Source organism: Actinospica acidithermotolerans (assembly GCF_018139625.1).
Classification (GTDB): domain Bacteria; phylum Actinomycetota; class Actinomycetes; order Streptomycetales; family Catenulisporaceae; genus Actinospica; species Actinospica acidithermotolerans.
The window spans coordinates 1-399 of sequence record NZ_JAGSOH010000396.1; the positions used below are offsets into that span (position 1 = coordinate 1).

1 protein-coding gene is annotated in these 399 nt (G+C 68.2%); it reads right to left on the reverse strand.

Annotation, left to right across the window (positions count from 1 at the left end; all coding sequences use genetic code 11):
* A partial coding sequence (locus KDK95_RS39125) for a tripartite tricarboxylate transporter substrate binding protein (RefSeq protein WP_212522681.1) occupies nt 1-399 on the reverse strand: 399 nt, incomplete at both ends.

The window sequence follows — 399 nt, forward strand, 5'->3', positions numbered from 1 at the left end:
GCTTGGCGATGATCGCGGGCGGGGTGCCGGCCCGGGCGACGATGCCGCTCCAGCCCATGGTGTCGAAATCCTTCACGCCCAGCTCGTTGGCGGCCGGCACGTCGGGCAGTTCCGCCAGGCGCGAAGGCGCCAGCACCACCAGCGGCACCACCTTGCGGCTCTTGATGTGCGGCAGCGCGGTGCCGGCCACGGGCGCCATCACCTGTGTCTGGCCGCCGATGGTCGCCATGAGACCGTCGGGCTCGCCCTTGAAGGGCACGTGCGTCATCGAGATGCCCAGCTTCTTCTGCAGCAGCTCCACGGCCAGTTGCGTCGAGTTGCCGAGGCCGGAGGACGAGAAGTTCAGCTCGCCCGGATGCGCCTTGGCGTACTTCACCAGATCGTCCAGCGATTTGAAGC